This is a genomic window from Sorangium aterium, assembly GCF_028368935.1.
Lineage (GTDB): Bacteria > Myxococcota_A > Polyangia > Polyangiales > Polyangiaceae > Sorangium > Sorangium atrum.
Map to the genome: position 1 here is coordinate 42,967 of NZ_JAQNDK010000001.1, position 14,931 is coordinate 57,897.

Annotated in this window: 8 protein-coding genes; 3 read left to right on the forward strand and 5 right to left on the reverse strand. The window is 72.4% G+C overall.

Annotation, left to right across the window (positions count from 1 at the left end):
- Positions 1 to 29: 29 nt before the first annotated feature.
- Entirely contained in the window at positions 30 to 1,514 is a 1,485-nt protein-coding gene (locus tag POL72_RS00180; protein WP_272092844.1) for a sigma 54-interacting transcriptional regulator, read from the reverse strand.
- A gap of 264 nt (positions 1,515 to 1,778) precedes the next feature.
- Between POL72_RS00180 and POL72_RS00185 the strand changes: the two genes are divergently transcribed.
- Positions 1,779 to 3,326 (forward strand): endo alpha-1,4 polygalactosaminidase, encoded by a 1,548-nt coding sequence (locus tag POL72_RS00185; RefSeq protein WP_272092845.1) that lies wholly within the window; start codon positions 1,779 to 1,781, stop codon positions 3,324 to 3,326.
- A 51-nt stretch (positions 3,327 to 3,377) separates the two neighbouring features.
- On the opposite strand, the gene POL72_RS00190 is transcribed toward POL72_RS00185, so the two are convergent.
- Complete coding sequence (locus tag POL72_RS00190) at positions 3,378 to 8,339, reverse strand: MG2 domain-containing protein (protein ID WP_272092846.1); 4,962 nt, start codon at positions 8,337 to 8,339, stop codon at positions 3,378 to 3,380.
- Positions 8,340 to 8,531: 192 nt separating this feature from the next.
- Entirely contained in the window at positions 8,532 to 9,422 is an 891-nt protein-coding gene (locus tag POL72_RS00195) for a hypothetical protein (protein ID WP_272092847.1), read from the reverse strand.
- A gap of 467 nt (positions 9,423 to 9,889) precedes the next feature.
- On the opposite strand from POL72_RS00195, the gene POL72_RS00200 reads away from it, so the two are divergent.
- Positions 9,890 to 10,687, forward strand: a complete 798-nt coding sequence (locus POL72_RS00200) for a hypothetical protein (protein WP_272092848.1) — start codon at positions 9,890 to 9,892, stop codon at positions 10,685 to 10,687.
- Positions 10,688 to 11,055: 368 nt separating this feature from the next.
- Entirely contained in the window at positions 11,056 to 12,000 is a 945-nt protein-coding gene (locus tag POL72_RS00205) for a bifunctional methylenetetrahydrofolate dehydrogenase/methenyltetrahydrofolate cyclohydrolase (protein WP_272092849.1), read from the forward strand.
- Positions 12,001 to 12,133: 133 nt separating this feature from the next.
- Here POL72_RS00205 and POL72_RS00210 read toward each other — a convergent pair whose 3' ends face one another.
- Together POL72_RS00210 and POL72_RS00215 are read right to left on the reverse strand one after the other, a co-directional pair.
- Complete coding sequence (locus POL72_RS00210; protein ID WP_272092850.1) at positions 12,134 to 13,726, reverse strand: serine/threonine-protein kinase; 1,593 nt, start codon at positions 13,724 to 13,726, stop codon at positions 12,134 to 12,136.
- A gap of 210 nt (positions 13,727 to 13,936) precedes the next feature.
- The gene (locus POL72_RS00215; RefSeq protein ID WP_272092851.1) at positions 13,937 to 14,752 is read right to left on the reverse strand and encodes a hypothetical protein; all 816 of its coding nucleotides are present in this window, start codon (positions 14,750 to 14,752) and stop codon (positions 13,937 to 13,939) included.
- Between the last annotated feature and the right edge of the window lie 179 nt (positions 14,753 to 14,931).

A 14,931-nucleotide genomic window follows, 5' to 3' on the forward strand; every position in this document is an offset into this window, starting at 1 on the left:
GCGCGGCGCCCATGCGCGCTCCCCGACGCTCATCGCCTGATGTCGTACTTGTCCAGCTTGTAGAGCAGCGCGCGCCGCGAGATGCCGAGCCGCTTCGCCGCGCGCGTCTGGTTGTTCCCCTCGGCGGCGAGGGCGTCCTCGATGCTCCGCTTCTCCAGCTCGGCGAGGCGCGCCGGCATCGTCCCGCCGTCGGTGGACGGCGGCGGCGCCCCCGCGCTCGACGGGGGCGCGCCCGCGCTGGCGGGGGGCGCGGCGCCCTCGGCGCCCTCCACCACGGAGGCCGGCAGGTGCTCGACCTCGATGACGCCGCCCTCGGCCAGCACGACGGCGTGCTCCACCGCGTTGCGCAGCTCGCGCAGGTTGCCGGGCCACGCGTGCGCCTCGAGCGCCTGCATCGCCGCGGGCGCGAAGCGCGGCGCCCGCTCCCCCATGCGCGCGGCGACCTGCTGCGCGAAGCGGTGTACGAGCAGCGCGATCTCGGCGCGCCGCTCGCGCAGCGGCGGGACGCGGAGGACGAACGTGCTGATGCGGTAGTAGAGATCCTGCCGGAACCTCCCGGCCGCCACCTCGGCCTGGAGGTCCCGGTGCGTGGCGCACACGACGCGCACGTCGAGTTCGATCTCCTGCGTGCCGCCGATCCGGGCCACGCGCCGGCTCTCGAGCACGCGCAGCAGCTTGGCCTGCATGGCGAGGGGCATCTCGCCGATCTCGTCGAGCAGCAGCGTGCCGCCCTGCGCCGCCTCGAAGTAGCCGATCTTGCGGCGATCCGCCCCGGTGAAGGCGGCCTTCTCGTGCCCGAAGAGCTCGCTCTCGAGCAGCGCCTCGGGCAGCGCCGCGCAGCTGAGCCGCACGAACGGGCCGCCTGCGCGCGGGCTGGCGCGGTGGAGCTGCTCGGAGACGACCTCTTTCCCCGCGCCCGTCTCGCCGAGCACGAGCACCGTCGTCTGCGCGCGCGCGAGGCGCTGCACCACCTGGAAGACCTTCACCATCGCCTCGTCCGCGACGACGAAGCCGGCGCCGGGGCCGGAGGGCGGGCCCTCCAGCGCCTCCGGCGCGGCCCCCGGCGGCGCCGCCTCGACGGGCGCCGGCGCCGCGATCGCGACGACGATCTCGGCCGGGCCGATGCGGATCACGTCGCCGCCGGCGAGGGGCCGCACGGCGTCGCGCAAGACGGCGCCGTTCACCGAGGTACCGTTGCGGCTCCCGCAGTCGATGACCTCGATGGCGTCGCCGTGCCGCGCGACGATCGCGTGGTTGCGCGACACGCGGGGGTCGTCGACGTGGACCGCGGACTCCGGCGCGCGGCCGATCGCGACCACGTCGCCTTCGGTCAGGTCAATCACCCGCGCCGCGCCATCACCGGCGCGGATGATCAGGGAGGCCTGACCCTGCGGCGTCCGCTCGCCGGGCGCGCTCTCCGCGGCGTCGAGCTCTGTCGCGACCTCGGCCGCGGCGCGCGGCGGCTCCGCGCTCGGCGGAGAAGCTGCCTGTCGACGAGGGTCTTGCTCCGCCATGCCGTTCGAGGGTTGCGCAAGTGTACGACGCTTGCGCAACCCGCGGCAACGGCAGCGCGCACCGCCGCGCGGAAGACGCGGGGCGCGCGCTGGTCTCTGCCTTGCAATGCTTCTGCGGCGCGCACGGACCGGCGCCGCTGCGGCGCGCGGAGATGCTGCGGGAGCCGCCATCGCCCGGGCCATCGCGGGGACCGGAGCGTCTGGAGACGCGTCGCGCCGACGTGCGCCTGGCTTCACCTACGACCAACACGACAGGAGACGAGCATGACTTATCCCATCCGACCGGCGTCCTCTCTCGCGATCTGCGGCGCCCTGCGCCATGCCCTCGTGAGCCTGGTCGCGACGCTCGCCGCCGCAGGGTGCGGCGCGGATTCGGGCTCCGACGCGGAGATCGCCTCGGCGGCGAGCGGCGACGCGGTCACCGGCGCCCTCACGATGACCTGCTCCAAGCTGACGGTGAGCCGGGGGAGCATCGGCGCCGGGCAGACGGCCGCCGCGCTCGCGACGGCGGATCTCACGGGCCAGCAGGACGTGTGGAGCAAGTACGTCGAGTTCGCGCCCGGCACGAGCGCGACGTGCGAGTACGCGCTCCCCTCGGGCACCTCGGCGGCGCAGCTCGCGTCCCTCGCGCTGGGCGTGAATTATCGCGGCCCCGCGAGGACGGCCATGCGCTGGACCTTCGAGGCGTGGGACGCGGCCGCCCGCGCCTGGGTCCCGGTCGGCGACAACACGTTCGCGCGCGACTGGTCCTGGACGAGCGCGAGCCTGAGCCTGCCGGGGCCGCTCGGGCGATTCGTGGCGGGCGGTACCCTCAAGATCCGGTACGCGACGAGCAGCTCCGCCGACAGCTCGATGCTCGACAAGCTCGTCCTCACGGGCACGACCAGCGGCAGCTCCACCGGCACCGGCGGCTCCGGCGCCGGCGGCTCCACCGGCACCGGCGGCTCCGGCGCCGGCGGCTCCACCGGCACCGGCGGCTCCGGCGCCGGCGGCTCTACCGGCACCGGCGGCACCGGCGGCACCGGCGGCTCCGGCGCCGGCGGCTCCACCGGCACCGGCGGCTCCGGCACCGGCGGCTCCACCGGCACCGGTGGCTCCACCGGCGGCATCTGGGTCCCCGCGCCGGGGACGACGTGGCAATGGCAGCTCACGGGCACCATCGACACCAGCCTCGATGTCGCCATGTACGATATCGACCTCTTCGACGCCCCGCAGGCGAAGATCGACACACTGCGCGCGGCCGGAAAGAAGGTGATCTGCTACTTCAGCGCAGGGAGCAGCGAGGACTGGCGCGACGACGCGTCGAGCTTCCCCGCCGCAGGGCTCGGCAATCCGCTCGACGGCTGGCCGGGCGAGCGGTGGCTCGACACCCGCAACGCCGGCGTGCGCAACGTCATGAAGGCTAGGCTGGATCTGGCGGTGCAGAAGCGCTGCGACGGCGTGGAGCCCGACAACGTCGACGGCTACACCAACAGCCCCGGCTTCCCGCTGACGGCGGCGACGCAGCTCGATTACAACCGCTTCCTGGCCGCCGAGGCGCACGCGCGGGGGCTGTCCATCGGGCTGAAGAACGATCTCGATCAGGTGAAAGATCTGGTGGGGAGCTTCGATTGGGCCCTGAACGAGGAGTGCCACGAATACGGCGAGTGCGAGATGCTCACCCCGTTCATCCGCGCCGGCAAGGCGGTGTTCCACGCGGAGTACGTCGACGCCTCGAAGGCGAACGCCGTCTGCTCCGCCACGAAGCCGCTCGGGCTCTCGACCTTGATCAAGAAGCTCGACCTCGACGCCTGGCGCGTCGCCTGCCCCTGATCCACGCGCCAGCGCCCCGCCGGCGCAGGGGCGCTGGCCGCGCACCCGCGGTCAGCGCCCTCGCCCGGTCAGCCCTTCACTCCCCGCCACCTCGAGGAGCTGCGCTCCGGAGTAGCTCTGCTGTTCCGGCTGGTAGTACGGGTGGACCTCGGCGCCGCCGTCCTCCGCCCTGACAGGCATGGTCGCCTGCAACCGGTAAGCGAAGGCGACCGCGCGGCCCGCAGGGATCTCCTTCACATAGAGGATCAGCTGCTTGCCCGTGATCTCGAACTTCGAGAGCTGGCCCGCGGCGATGTACTCCTGGAGATCCGCGGTCAGGAGCTGGAAGCCGGGCGGCAGCCCGACGGTCACGAGGACCATGCTCTGCACCGAGTCCGTCTTGTTCTGGACGCTCAGCGACGCCGTCACGATGTCGTCCACGTACAGCTGGGTCTTGTCGTACGCCACGCTGACCGCGAGCGGGCCTCCCCCGTCGTTCGGGACCGCGGCCCACGGCAGGTTGTGGCGGCTCACCAGGTTGTAGCTGAGCTTCCCCTCCCCAGAGAACGAGAGCGCGACGTCGTGCGCGCCCGCGGTCGCGAGGTGCGTGAGGTCGACCGTCGTCATGACGTCGGCCTGGTCCTCGCGAAGGGAGACCGTGCCCGCCGCCGCGCCGTCGACCGCGACGGTCACCGTCCCCGTAGCGCCCTCCGTCCCCTTGCTCGCGGCGAGGAGCAGGGTGCGCAGGCTCCAGATCGTCGCCTGGGTGGAGCCGAAGTTGCCGTTCGGGTCCTTCGACTGGGTCAGGAACTTCACGCCGCCGTCGGCGCTCGGCCGGTGGGCGCCCGCGGAGAGCAGCGCGTGGGCCGCGAGCGCGGTGGTCGTGACCTTGGCGTCGTTCCCGGACTCGTAGAACGAGGTCTGCGTGCCGCCGTCATCCCAGTAAACCGCGTCTCCTTCCGCGGTCTTGCGCTCATCCAAGGCGTCGAGCACCTGGTCCGTCAGCGCCGCGGAGGGGTCGGCCACGGCGAGCGCGTTGGCCGCGATCGCCAGCGTGTACAGGTCGTCGGTCGCCGGCTTCAGCGAGCGGCCCAGGTAGGCGAGCCCCGTCCCGATCTCGGGCCCCGTGTACCCCGCGCTCGCGAGCGCCCAGAGCACGAAGGCGCTGTTGCGGAGCGTGCCCGTGTGGAAGCTGAAGAACTCGGTCTGGTCGCCTTCCCACGTGCCGTCCGCCTTCTGCTGCCCGGCGAGCCAGTTGACGGTCCGGGCGAGCATCGCCTCGTCCACGGTGTGGACCTTGATCATGTCGGCGAACTCCATGACGCCGAACGCGGTGACCGACAGGTACGGATGCCCGTCCTGCTCGCCGAACCACGAGAAGCCGCCGCCGGAGTGCTCGAACGTGAGCAATCGCTGGTACCCGGCCGAGATCAGCGACTCGGCCTTCATCTGGATCTCCGGGGTGATCTGGCCTGTCTGCTTCATGTACTGCGTGACGAGCACGTTGGGCCAGGTCGTCGAGGTGGTCTGCTCGAAGCAGCCGTTCGGGACCTGGAGCATGCTGTCCATGCCGCTCACGACCTGCGACAGGAACGCGGGGTAGATCTCGAGATAGAGCTGATTCGAGCCGGGAACCGCGTCCGCAGGGAACGACAGCGCGTGTTCGGCGCTGCCCGGCGCGAGCATGCCAGACTCGCTCTCTGCGAAGGGCTTCCCGTCCGGGACCACGCGCACGGTGCGGGCCACGGCGTCGGCGCCCGCGCTGCCCCGCGCGGTGACCGTGAGCGAGTTGACGCCCACCGTGTTCACCTTCACCGGGAACCGGACGCCGCGCACCTCGCCCGCCGCGAGGGACACCGTCGTCGACGTCGCGCCGAGCGGCGTATACCAGCTCCCCGGCTCGAGGCTGAGATCGACCGTCTGCGGCGTCTCCAGGTAGTTGTAGACGGCGATCGGGAACTCGACCTCATCGCCGCGCGTGAGCGTGGCCGGGAAGCTCACGTCGACGAAGAAGTCCTGGAACACCTTGAAGCCGCTCTGGATGCCGCCGAGCTTGCCGTCGGTCGAGTTCGCCAGCGCCGAGAGCCGCCACTCGGTGATGCTGTCCGCGAGCGGGATGCTCAGGGTGGCCGTGCCGTCGGGGCTCGTGATCACGCTCGGGTTGACGTAGAGGGTCTCCGGGAACTCGCGCCGGACGCGCGGCCCGCCGGCGCCGCCGGGCTCCTCGGTGGGATTCCCGGCCGAGCCGCCGCCCGCTCCGGTCCCCCCGCTGCTCGCGCTCGCGACGCCACCATTGGCCCAGCCGCCGTCCGCGCCGGGGACGCCCCCTTCTGCCCAGTCCTGCGTGGGCACCTGGACCCCGAGATCGCTGAACGCGAACGCGAACGTCGCGTCGTCCTGGCTCTGCGCCACCTCGTCGGGCCCCGACGATTGCAGCGTGAACCCGCTCCAGCTGGAGGCCACCCGGTACGCGTTGCCCCACACGTCGAAGGCGCGCAGGCGCTCGGCGACCCGGCTCCCCAGCAGCTCGACGTACGCGCCCCCGGTGCACTGGAACTGGGTGCCGTCGCAGCCGAGCGCCTTCAGCTCCTGCGCGGCGGCCGCGGTGGCCTCCGCGAGCCAGGGCTTCATCACGCCCTTCTGGCGCTCGTAGAACGGCGCGAGCTCCTCCGGCACCTTCGCCAGCACGGCGGGCCACGTGCGCGCCTGCAGGCCGGTGAGCGACGTGCCGGCGAGCGCGGCGAGCGAGGCCTGGGTCTTCACCTGCGCGGCCTCGGCCTTCTCGGGGTCCTCGCTCGCGGTCGCGTTGAACAACAGGTCCTGGAGGTTCGCGGCCGGGCCGTGGATCTCGTAGCTCGGCTTCGCGAACTCGTCCTCCAGCTCGAAGTAGGTGCGGAGCAGCCCGGGCTGGGCGTCGACGAGCGCGAAGACCGCCTGATCGACCACCTGGACGCCGAGCGCGGCGACCTTCGGGTTCCCCGCGTCGTCCTTGACCGACAGCCGCAGCGTCGCCGTCTCCCCCGGCGCATACAGGGGCTTGTCGGCCTCGACCTCGACGCTCAGCGCGGAGTCGCCGCGCGCGAACACGGTGCGGCCGGAGCGGACCAGATTGCCGTCGTCGTCGACCAGGTAGGCCTCGACCCGGTTGCTGCCGAGCAGGCCGGCGTCGACAGGCATGCTGAAATGGGCGCGCCCGCCATCGAGCTCGAGAGAGCGCATGTCGACGGCCTGGCCGTCGTTGAGCCAGTCGACGTAGACGCTGCCGGCCTCCTCGCTGGACTCGATGGTGACCTCGACCGTCTCGCCGGTCTCGTAGACGGCCCGGTCGGTGCGCACGAGGAGGTGCTCGCCGCCCGTCTGTGTGACGAACGAGAACTTCCGCGTGACCGCCCGCTCCCCCACCGTCGCCCGCACCTCGAACGCGCCGTCCGCCGTCGCGACCGGCGGGGTGAAGCTCACCACGGCCTGGCCGAAGGCGTCGGTGCGCGCGGTGAGCTGCGTGCCGTCCGGCGCCGTGATGACCGCCTCCGTGTCGGGGAGCGGCGCCCCGAGCGGGTCGGTGACGAAGAGAAGAAGGGTGTTGGGGATCCCCGGGACGAGCTCGCGCGCCTCGGGCACGAGCACGATCGAGGCCGCGTCGGCGGCGACCTTGACCGGGATCGCCTTCGTGACCTCCTGCCCCGCCGTGTCCGCGACGGTGACGGTGAGCGTCACGGCCGCGTCGCCCTGCTCCAGCGGCAGGCCCGCGAGGCTCCGCGGAAGCGTCAGGCTGAACCCGTAATGGCCCTCGGCGTCGAGCTCGCCCACGATGCGCTGGAACGTCGTCTGACCTACGTCCAGCGACGCCGCCTCGATGGTCACGCCGCCGCCGGCGACGTTCTTGCCGAAAAAATAGCGCGCGTCGATGGTGCCTGTCAGCGTGTCGCCCGCCGTGTACCACGGCCTGTCGGTCCTCACGGCGACCTCGAACTTGGGCAGCGCGTACTGCCCCACGGTCACGACCTTCTCCGTCGTGGTCTCCCCGCTCACGAGGCGCACCTTGAACTCGCCGGTGTTCACGATGGAGCCGATCCGGAACGTCGTCGCGGCGACGCCATAAGCGTCGGTCACGATGGGCTTCTTGAAGATCTTGTTGCCCTTGCCGTCCTCCACCTCGAACGTGATCGGCTCGCGGACGAGCGGCGCGTTGTTCCCCCGCTCGAGCGCGAGCGCGCGCAGGTGGATCGTCTGGCCGGGCTTGTAGAGCGGCTTGTCGGTGGTGAGGAGCAGCTTCGGGCCGGGGCCCTCGACGGTGACGCTCGCGGTGAGGGCCGCGTTGACGCCGAAGCCGAGCGCCTGCGCGGAGACGGGGTGCGCCCCGAGCGCGCCGGGCTCCACCTCGAACACCGCGGCGCCGAGCGCGTCCGTCGTCCCGCGGAGCGGCCGCGCCCCCTCGCCCACCGCGAGCTCGACATCCACCTTGGGCACCGGCTGGTGGGTGAAGGCGTCGGTCGCGCGCACGCGGTAGCTCGCGGTGCGGCCGCGCACCACGCGCGCCGGCCCCTCGAGCTGCACGTCGTAGGGCGGGATGACGCGGAGGAGGCTGCGCGTGACGAGCAGCCCCTCCTCCGACCCGTCGTCGACGCGGACGAGGTACCGCGCGAGGCCCGGCTGCGCGCTCACGGCCGGCGCCGGAAGGCGCGCCTCCGCGGTCGTCGCCGTCCCGCCCGCGATCTCCAGGTCGACATCGGTCGTGCCTTGTTCCTTGTCCGCGTCGAGATCGACGAGCGTGACGCGCAGGTGGCCGCTCGTCGCGCCGGCGGTCAGGTTGCGCACCGGGATCTGGAGGCGCAGATCGCTCCCGTCGATCACGCCCAGCAGCCTCGCTTCGTCGATCTCGAGCGTGCCGTTCCGGGGTTGATCGGGGCGACCGAGCGTCGTTGGCGGGGCCTCATCGGAGGAGCACCCCGCCGCGAACGCGCTCGCCAGCGCCAGCGCGGCGAGCAGGTGGGGAGAGCTCCAGCGTCGGCGGAGAGCATCGAAGCGTACGCGCATAAGTCCAAATCCTCCCGAGCGGCGCTGGCACATCCCCAGCGGCCGGCGCGTTGATTGCATACGACGTACCAAGATGTTTTACGGCCCACGAGCAGTAAATCCGCGGGAATAGACACAGACCGCGCGCGGGAGATGCGCCACGCTGTGCCAAGGTTCTGGCTCACCGGCGCCTCCCGGCGCGCCGGTGTCCGTTCACATTGGGAACTCGGGGAGATAGCCGAGGTTCTTGTCGGGGTGCGCCGCGCGTGCGGCGTCGATGCTCTCGGCGCAGCAGGTCCCCTCGCCGGTGAGGGCGCCGTCGATGGCGAACTCGACCCGGAGCGGCCCCGCGTCTCCGGGGCGGGAAGGGACGATGTACCCGTCGACGCGCCGGAGCGCGGGCACCTCTCCGGCGGTCACCCGGGACTGACCCGGCAGCACGATCATGTTCTTGCCCGGGTACGCGCTCCGCGCCTCCGCGATGGTATCGGCGCAGCAAAAGCCGCCGGCGGTGGCCACGCCATCGTTGGCGAAGTTGACGTGGAATCGCCCTCCGAGCGAGCCCTCCTGCAGGATGTAGCCGTCGATGCCGATCAGCGACGGGTGCGCCGCGCAGCGGTTCACCTCGCCGCCGCCCCCGCAGCGCGCCGGGAGGGCGCACCCGCTGCAGACGACCTGCCTGGCCTTGCCGCACCGATCGACGGCCTCGAAGCCGCCGCACTCCTGGCCGCGCGCGGTGCAGAGCTCGCCGTCGGTCTCCGGCGTACACACCGGCCCACCCCCGCCTTCGCCGCCGCTGCCGCCTTCGCCGCTGCCGCCGCCCTGGCCAACGCTACTGCCTTCGCCGCTGCTACCGCCTTCGCCGCTGCTGCCGCCTTCGCCGCTGCTGCCGCCTTCGCCGCTGCCGCCGCCTTGGCCGACGCTACCGCTTTCGCCGTTGCTCACGCCTTCACCGCCGCTCGCCCCGGCGCCATGACCGCTGCCGCTGCCGCTGCCGTCACCGCCGCTGCCGCCGTCGCCGCCGCTGCTGCTGCCACCTCCGAAGTCTCGTACTGTCGTCGAACAGCCCTGCGCCGCAGCCAACCACAGAACGGCTGGCCCCATCAGCATTGCGTATCGAGCTCGCATCATCCCCATGATCTCGAGCGATAACACCACTTCAGTCACGGCTCAACGCAAAGCCTATGGCGCCTCGCCGGCGCGCGAGATCGCAAACGACCGCGCCCCGGCGATACATCCGCGCAGGATCGCGGCAACACGGTTTCTCACAGCGTCACGGCATTTCGAGGTCATGGTATCGCGCTGTCACGGCATCACGAGGTCACGGCAATACGGCGTCGCGCGGCCGTCAGCCCTCTCGTGCGCGTCGACGACGCCGCTGCGACTCGACGACTCGATGAGCCGAGGATCGGCGACCACCTGCGTGCGATGGCGAGGCCGCGCGGCGCGCCCGGCCCATGGGATGGGGTCGACCGGTCACGAGGGTCCGCGCCGTGCTCCCCTGGACATCGGGATCCGACCGTCTCAGGTTCTCGCCCGAGCGCGAGGCGCTTCGCCGCCGAGGAGGGACCATGCAGTTCGACTTCGAGATGCCCGTGTTGGCCGACGGAGGCCTCGATGCGGGCGTGCTCGACCGCGTCCTGGTCGACCGGGAGCGGGGCGTGCTGACCCACGTGGTGCTCCGTTCTCCGCTGGCGAGCGAGGAGCTGCTGATCTCGATGGATCTCGTGCAGGGCACGGCGGACGGGCGCCTCCGCTTACGGCCCGGCCGTGACGAGCTCCTGGCGCTGCCTCGGTACTACGAAGGGCGGACGACGGCGCAGCCGCCGGGGCGCGTCGATACCTCGCTCGTGCCGCAGCCGCCCGAGCGGAGGCAGGAGCTGGAGGAGGCGCTCGGGGTCACGGACGATACGGTCGAGCTCGGCCCTGACACGCGGGTGATGACCGCCGACGAGGCCGAGGCGCAGCTCGTGGGCATCGGCGCGAACGATCCCGGCAATGACATCTCGCGGATCCGCGTGCGCGGCCCCGCGGGCGCCGAGGCCGACTTCCCCGCATCCTGGATCGACGTGATGCGCGAGGACGTGGTGGCGCTGAAGGTGACCCGGGACGATGTCTTGCGCTCTCGTCCGGCGCCCAGACGCCGGGACGGAAACGTCGCGAGCCTCGAGGGGCTCTCGGGCATGGGCGGACGCGACGGCGACACGCCCGAGGAGGTGTTCGGAGCGAATTTCGTCGATGAGCTGCGCGGCAAGGGCGGTATGGTCCTCCGCGTGCCCGGCGCCGGCAGCCCCGCCGAGACCGAGGGCAACCGCGTGGCGGCGCCCGCGGTGGACACGGGCCCGGAGCAGCGGTCCTCCTCGCGATGAGCTCGTGAGCCGGGCGCGGCGGCGCTCCGGAGGGCTGGAGTCTCCGCCCCCGGCCCGCTCCCCTCCTCCGCCCCTGCAGGAGCCATGGCTGGGATGGGGCACGTCGCGCGTCCAGCGCGGCGCGATACCGCCCTGCGGGGAACTCCATCCCACGAAGCGCCCGAGTCAACGACCGCGGATCGCGCCGGCGGGAATCGACGGGAATCGACGGAACCTGCGAGGGAATCGACGGAACCTGCGAGGGAATCGACGGAACCTGCGAGAAGGAACGTAAGAGTCGGCAGGGCTGGCAGCGCAGGCAGAGTCGAGAGTGTTGCCCCGCTGGAAACTTGACACCGATGCTCGCGCGTGCTCGTCTCCGCCCCAGGATGGACCCTCACCACATTCCGCCGAGCCCGGGCGCTCGCACGGCCAGCGTCCTCGATCCGACCGCGGTGGCGGAGACGTTCCGCAGCGGGATCCGGGCGGAGCTCGCGGCGCTGCCCGAGCCGCTGGTCCTGGTCGGTGTGCTCGCGGCGGATCACGGGCCGTCGTACACGTACGCGGAGTACACGCGCAAGGCGTGCGAGGACGTGGGGGTCCGCTTCGAGATCCGCCACGCGACGCGGCTCGACGCCGAGGAGGCCATCCGCGCGGCGAACGAGGACGCGCGCGTGCACGGGATGATGGTGTATTACCCGATCTTCGGCACGGAGCAGGACGTGTACTTGCGGGACAGCGTCGATCCCGCGAAGGACATCGAGGGGCTCCACACGTTCTGGGCACGTTGCCTGTACCAGAACCAGCGCTTCCTGGACGAGGCGAAGACCAGGAAGGCGATCCTGCCGTGCACGCCGCTGGCGATCCTCAAGCTGGTCGAGGCGGCCGGCTTCTTCGGCGAGGGGGAGCGGCCGCTCGAGGGCCGGCGCGTGTGCATCTTCAACCGGAGCGAGGTCGTCGGGAGGCCGCTCGCGAGCATGATGGCGCACGACGGAGCCCACGTGACGTCGTTCGACATCGACGGTCCGTTGCTCTTCGTGCCCAGCGCCTCGGGCGACTCGCACGAGGTGCGCGAGACGACGGTGGACCGGGCGACCGCGCTGCGGCAGGCGGACGTCGTTGTGACCGGCGTGCCCTCACGGAGCTTCCCGGTCGTGCAAGGCGCCGAGATCCGCGAGGGCGCCCTCTGCATCAACTTCTCCACCTTCAAGAACTTCAGCGACGATATCCAGAGCAAGGCGAGCGTGTTCGTGCCCCGCGTCGGCCCCATGACGGTGACGATGGCGATCCGAAACAGCCTGCGGCTCTACAAGAACACCCACCCGGGCGGGTGAGCTCGCTCGCGGCGGCGGGCGCGAGCGCACGGGCTCCTCGCTGCGCGGCGGCCGGTCACATGGGGTCGGTGGGAGTGAGCTCGCTCGCGGCGGCGGGCGCGAGCGCATGGGCTCCTCGCTGCGCGGCGGCCGGTCACATGTGATCGGTGGGATCGTCCCGAGGGATCCGGGGCCTCTGGGGCAGCGGCGCCCGTTTTCTGGCGGACGATGACGGCGCCAGCGGCGCGGGCGCGCTGGTCGGCGCCTCGGAGGCCGAAGGCGCGCCCGGGGCGGCCGGCGCGCTGTGGGAGGGCGGCGGCGCAGGCTCCGGTGACGCGGTCGACGGCGCAGCGGCGGGCAGCGCGGACGCGGAGGCAGGCGAGGCGGCCGGGTCGGGCGGCGACGTCGGTTCGCCGCCCGGCGCGGGGGCGCGAAGGACCGCGTAGATGACGAGCCCGAGGGCGAGCGCGCTCGCGCCCAGGGCCAGCGAGATCCAGGCGCGGCGGCTGTCGGCTTTCGTCGGGGCGAGGGTATTTCCAGCCGACGTCAACGTGCTGACGGCCCCCTGGAACGCCGGCGCAACGCCCTCCGAGGCGCCGCCGCGTGGAGAGCCGTGGAGGGGGGGGCCTGCTTGGTTCGGCAGCGTGGGCACGGACGCGCTGGAGGCGGCGCCCATCGTGCCGGGGCTCGGTCCCATCATTCCAGGGCTCGCCGCATCTGGACGCGCCCCTGTCGCATCTGGACGCGCCCCTATCGCATCTGGACGCGCCCCTATCGCATCTGGACGCACCCCTATCGCATCTGGGCTCGCGGCCATCGTGCCGCCACGGACGGCGAGCAGCGGAGACGGGCCCTCCGCAGGAACCGACGGCTGGAGACGTCGGGTCTCCGATCGCGCCGCGGAGGCCGCCGCGCCGAACGCCTCGGCGAGCTCGCTCGCGCCCTGAAACCGATGCGCCGGGTCGCGCGCGAGCGCCCGCGAAAAGAACCCATCCACATCGGGCCCGAGCTCCGGCACGACGCTGGATGCGAGGGGGGCGTCCTCCGTGCAGATCGCCACGAACACCTCGCCGATCTCCTCGCCCGGGAACGGAAGACCGCCAGTGAGGCAGCGATAGGCGATCACGCCGACGGACCAGAGATCGCTGCGCCAGTCGAGGGTCTTGCTGCGGCGCACCTGCTCGGGGCTCATGTAGTAGGGCGAGCCGACGAGCGTGCCTGTCTTCGTCTCGTTGCCGGCCAGCAGCGTGCCGTGGGCCTTGGCGATCCCGAAGTCGAGGACCTTCACGAGTTCGTCCTCGTCCTGCCGCGAGAGAAAGAGGTTCGCCGGCTTGAGGTCGCGGTGGACGATCCCCATCTCGTGCGCGCGACGCAGGGCCTTGCACACCTGCGTGACGATGCCGAGCGTGGCCGCCATGGAGAGGCGCCCCTCCCGCGAGAGCCGCGTCTCGAGATCCTCGCCGTCGAGGAGCTCCATCACGAGGAAAGGCGTGTCGCCCTCGACCCCATAATCGTGCACGTGGACGACGTTCGGTATCTTGAGCTGCGCCGCGGCCCTCGCCTCGCGCTCGAAGCGCGCCCGCGCGGTGGACGAGGCAGCGTACTCGGGCGCCATGAGCTTGACCGCGACCGTGGCGTCGAGCTGGAGGTGCCGGGCCACCCAGATGGCCCCCATCCCGCCCCGCGCGAGCGTGCGCTCGAGGCGGTATCTACCGGCGACGACGCTGCCTTCTGCGAGCGAATTCATGAGCCTCGGCCTCTCGCTGGGAACGCGCGCCCAGGGCTCAGGAATCGAGCAGCCGGGGCGCCTCGCGCCCAACGAAGCAAACGAACGGGCCCACCGCAACAGGATCCGACCCGGACCGCGCGCCGCGTCCTTGCGCCTCGACCGGATCGCCGAGCGCGCGGCCTATTTGCGCCTCGGCCGTGTCGCCGAGCTCGCGGCGTCGCGCGCGGCCTATTTGCGCCTCGGCCGTGTCGCCGAGCTCGCGGCGTCGCGCGGCGCCGTCGCGAGGGCGCCTCGCCCGGCGCCCTGCGGCGCGCGGAGGTCGCTCGCGCGCGCCCGCCGCGCGGGAGGGCTGCCGTGCGACGTCAGCGCCTCCAGGGCGGCGCGCAGCTCGGCGCGCACGTGCGGGCCGAGGAGCTTCTCCGCCATGGCGCTCAGGCGTCCTGCGAACGCGGCCATGATGCAGCCCGCGCGCTGGTCGTCGCGCTCCGGCGCGCCCGAGCGCCGGTAGTGCCGCGCGTAGTCGCCCGTGATCGCCCCGAGATCGCCGCCGACGTGGACCGCCTGCCTCATGAAGAGCCGCGCGGCGCGCTCGTTGGTGATCGACGGCATCTGCGCCAGGGTCATGGCCACCTCGGTCCTGCCCACGGCGAGCAGCATGGAGACCACCCGCTGGCGTGCGAGCTCGACGAGCCTCGGCGCGAGGGCGTGCTCATCGAAGACGTGGACGTTCGCCGGCACGAGCGCTCCGCCTTCCGTGCCGAGCTCGCTCAGGAACGCGTTCAGCACCGGCGAGCGCGTCGGCGCGGCGCGCACGTACTCCCGGGCGCCGCCCGCGTTCGACGGGCCGCCCGGCGGGTGCGGGCCGGCGGCGGGCTTCGCGCGCGGCCCGGGCTGCGCCGACCGCCCCCGCCGTGCCCGCTCGAAGTGCCGCTCCGCCCTCCCCGCGCGCTCGTTCTCCGCGGCAGCGCCCGTCGCGCCGAGCAGCGCGGCCAGCCCCGCCGCGTGGGCGGCGGTGACGTGCGGAGGTGGTTGCTTGCTGGACATTCGAGCAGACTCTCTCGCTTGGAGAGCTCATCGAGCGCTTATCACGCCGCACGAACGGTTGTACAGCGCTGAACGTCGGTTCCCGGGCGGGCGTACGCGGCCATGGGGTCGTGGCGCGGCAGCACGCCGCGCGAGGTCACGGGGTCATGGCGCGGCGCCCCCTTGCGCGCGGCGGGACG